3 protein-coding genes are annotated in these 3,647 nt (G+C 76.9%); all 3 read right to left on the bottom strand.

Features of this window, described 5'->3' with window-relative positions; all coding sequences use genetic code 11:
* Positions 1–27: 27 nt before the first annotated feature.
* The 3 genes from def to ACFU6K_RS33830 all read right to left on the bottom strand — a co-directional run bounded on the left by def (position 28) and on the right by ACFU6K_RS33830 (position 3,494).
* Positions 28–669 (bottom strand): peptide deformylase, encoded by a 642-nt coding sequence (gene def, locus ACFU6K_RS33840; RefSeq protein ID WP_380669626.1) that lies wholly within the window; start codon positions 667–669, stop codon positions 28–30.
* A 43-nt stretch (positions 670–712) separates the two neighbouring features.
* The gene (locus tag ACFU6K_RS33835) at positions 713–1,705 is read right to left on the bottom strand and encodes a tetratricopeptide repeat domain-containing protein (RefSeq protein WP_049652370.1); all 993 of its coding nucleotides are present in this window, start codon (positions 1,703–1,705) and stop codon (positions 713–715) included.
* A 466-nt stretch (positions 1,706–2,171) separates the two neighbouring features.
* Positions 2,172–3,494: an HD-GYP domain-containing protein gene (locus ACFU6K_RS33830; RefSeq protein ID WP_380669628.1), complete on the bottom strand. Its 1,323-nt coding sequence runs from the start codon at positions 3,492–3,494 to the stop codon at positions 2,172–2,174.
* Between the last annotated feature and the right edge of the window lie 153 nt (positions 3,495–3,647).

The raw sequence follows: 3,647 nt of genomic DNA, 5'->3' as shown, positions 1-3,647 counted from the left end.
GTCCCGGCCCTCGCATGTGACGGACCGTCAGTCGTTCGCCACGGTCGCGTACTTCGGGGTGCCCTCGGCCATCTGCTTCAGGGCGTCCTTGCGGTCCCGCTTCGACAGCTTGTCGATGTAGAGGGTGCCGTAGAGGTGGTCGGTCTCGTGCTGGAGGCAGCGCGAGAAGAAGCCGGTGCCCTCGACGCGGATCGGCTCGCCGTCCTTGTCGACGCCGGTGACCGCGGCGTAGTCCGGGCGGGCCAGCTCGGCGTAGGCGGTGGGCACGGAGAGGCAGCCCTCGTTGCCGTCGTCCAGGACGCGGCGGCGGTCGGCCGGGTACTCCTCCAGCACGGGGTTGATCACGTGGCCGATGTGGCGCACGCCCTCGTCGTCCGGGCAGTCGTAGACGAAGACCTTGAGGTCGACGCCGATCTGGTTGGCGGCGAGGCCGACACCCTCGGCGGCGTACATCGACTGGAACATGTCGTCGATCAGCGCGGACAGCTCGCCGTCGAAGACGGTGACGTCCTTGACCTCGCGGTGCAGCACCGGGTTGCCGACGACGGTGATCGGGCGGGCGGTGCCCTTGCTGAGGTCGGGCTCCTCACCGATCACCTTCACGGGCGTCTCGGGCGCCGTCCCCTCCACGTCGTGCTCGTGCTCGTGCTGCTCGGCCTGATCCGCCATGTCTTCCGCTTCCGTCGGTGTACGCGTTACCTCACCAGGGTACTCAGCACACTTCTTCGAGGTCCCGGTAAGCCCGGCTTCCCGGGGCGGACGCGACCCAGCGGTCCAGCAGGGTGCGCACGAGGTGGGCCGGGGCGGCGATCCCGCACTCGCGTTCGACCAGCCAGGACATCCCGGCCGCGCCGCCCTGGCTGAGGTGGCTGAGGTGGCCGGGGTGGGCGGCGTCGCCGTCGTCGTGCGGGTCGTGGTGGGCGGCGACCCCGTCGTCGGAGGCCATCCGGCTCTCCGAGCAGGCGCGGCACAGCAGCCGCACCGAGGAGGTCCAGTCCTCGGCCGCGTAGCCGGCGTCGGCGACCAGCCGCTCCAGCGCGTCCCGGTCCCCGGCGGTGGCGGCCTGCAGCAGCACCACGTAGGTCGGCACCGGGGAGGGCGCCCACAGCTCGATCTCGTCGAACACCGGGTAGGCGACGCCGTCGGTGACCCGCTCGCCGTGCGGGGCGCCGTCGTGCAGCACCACCTCGCCCCAGCGGCGGCCGGAGGAGGGCAGCGGGATGGACAGCACCTCGATCCGGGCCGGGTCCAGCCGTCGGCCCCAGACCACCTCGGACTCGCCGTCCGGGGACAGCCGCACCGGGGTGGTGCCGAGGTCCAGGCTGACCGGGCCGTCCGGCTGCGCGCCGGGGCCGCCGGACAGCTTCAGCCCGTACGCCTGCCAGGCGCGGCGGGCCAGCGGCCAGTCCTGCAGGGCGGTCGCGGTGATGCCGAGGTTCCACCAGTCCGGGGCGCCGTGCTCGCGGTCCAGCAGGGCGACGGCGCGCAGGCCGGCCGAGCGGGCCTGCTCCCAGTCCCGGCGGAACTTGTGCAGCAGGGCGAGGTTGAACCAGGAGTCGGAGAGCCACGGCTCCAGGTCGGCGGCCATCACCAGCAGGGCGCCGGCGTCCTCGTAGCGGCCGTCGCCGATCAGCGTGAAGGCCCGGTCGGTCGTCTGCCGCCAGGTGGCGGACGGCCGGTGCCGTGCCCGGTGGAAGATCCTCACGTTCGTCCCTGCCGTCGTCGTCCGCTCAAGTCCCGTGCCACCGTGCCCGTACCGCCTCGGACGGCGCCCGGGCCCGGTGCCCCGGGTCGGTGTTCCACGCTACGACCGCATCCAACCACGCCCGCCCCCGCCCGCGCTCCCCACCGCCGAGGTTGGGGCCCGCCCCTCCCCAGCCTGCCTGTCCGATGCCGCCCGCTCAACCCCTGACGGCCGGAACCCGGTTCCCGGGCCGCGCGGCGGCGACGGACCGCCCGGGCCGTACGGGCCCCGCCCCGCCCGACCGTACGGGCCCCGCGGCTCCGGCAAGGGCTCCGCGGGACCCGCCCTCCCGTCGTCCGCCCGGAGCTCGGGCGGGGCGGCGTTGGGGCGCCTCCCGGCCGGAGGCCGGGGGCCATGGGCGACCGACGACAACGCGGCGAGGTGCGTGCCCCAGCGGTGCCCCGCGGACGCGAGTTCGACGCAGGCCCTAGCCGCCCACCCTGGCCAGGGCGTCCACCACGCGGGCGTCGTAGACCCGGCCGCGGCCCAGCCGCAGGGCCTCCAGCGCCTCCAGCCGTCCGACGGCCTCGCCGACGCCCCGGCCGCGGGCTGCCGTGAGCAGGTCGTCGTGGGCGTTGGCGACCCGGATGATCCGGGACGCGAGCGGCACCGGGCCGTCCCCGGAGGCGGGCCCGGTGCACGGGTCGGCCAGCCGGGCGACCTGCTCGGCGACCTGCCGGGGCACCCCGGTGCGGCTGATCACCTCGCTGCCGAGACGGGCGATCCGCTGCTGCTCGGCGTCGGGCAGCAGCGCGGTGGCGCCGTCCGGCACCGGTTCGACCAGGGACAGCTGGCCGACGTCGTGCATCAGCGCGGCGTACTCCAGCAGGGCGAGCTCGCGGGTACCCAGACCCAGCTCGCGGCCCAGCGCGCACGCCGTGTCCGCGACCCGGCGCGCGTGCCCGTGCGGGGTGTACCCGGCCACCTCGGTGGCCCGGGCGAGGCTGGCGATGGTCTGCCCGGTGGTGGCCCGCACGGCGGCGGCGCGCCGGAACGACACCTGGGCGAGCAGCAGCGGGGTGCAGAACAGCGGCAGCGCCCATAGCCCGACCTCGCCGGCCGCGAGGCTGACCAGCATCCCGGTGGCGACGATCGCCGAGCCGATGCCGAACAGCGAGCGCAGCTCGTCCTCCAGCGCCGCCGGGAACCGCAGCCCGCCGCCGGAGCGGCGCAGCAGCGCGGCCAGGGTCGCGTCGCAGAGCGCGGCCAGCGCGGCGACGGCGGTCAGGAACACCCCGTACGCCGGGCCCTCGGGCGAGAAGCGGTCGACCATGCCGCCGTTGTAGAGCGGCTGGAAGACGGCGCCCGCGAAGCCGACGGCGAGCACCCGGCGGGCGGCGCCGTCGCGGCGGGCCGGGTCCACCCAGGGCGGACGGCGGTGCGGGCGCCCGGCGCCGTCCGGCCCGGCCCGGTCCGGCAGGACGGCCCCGGCCAGCCGGCCCAGCAGCAGGCCGGCCCCGGTCACCGCGACCACCTGGAGCGTCCCGTGCGCGGTCGGCACCCCGCGCAGCGGCCCGAGCAGGGCGTACGCCAGCGCACCGGCCGCACCGATCGGCGCCTGCTCCCGATCCCCCGGAAGGGTGATGCGGACGCATTCGCCGAGCGCGATCAGCGCGGTGAACGCCAGCGCGACCCCGGGCTCCGCGACCCCGCGCACCGCGACCGCGCCCAGCGCGAGGGCCAGCAGCGCGGCGGCCGCCGCGTGCACCGCGCGCGCGGTGCGCCCGCAGGGCGCGTGGCCGAGGACCACGCGCCGCAGCGCCCGGGGCCCGGACACCCCGGGGCCGAGCGGCACGCGCCCGGCGGCGGCACCGGTGCCACCGGAGGCCGCGCGCCCGGGGGCCCTCACGGCTGCCCGGCCGCGGGAACGGTCCCGCCGCCCTGGGGCGGCACCCGGCCCGGG

The organism is Kitasatospora sp. NPDC057512 (assembly GCF_042802135.1).
In the GTDB taxonomy this organism is placed as follows: Bacteria; Actinomycetota; Actinomycetes; order Streptomycetales; family Streptomycetaceae; genus Kitasatospora.
Note: the sequence above shows the minus strand (reverse complement) of the source record. Positions and strands in the feature narration are given on the sequence as shown.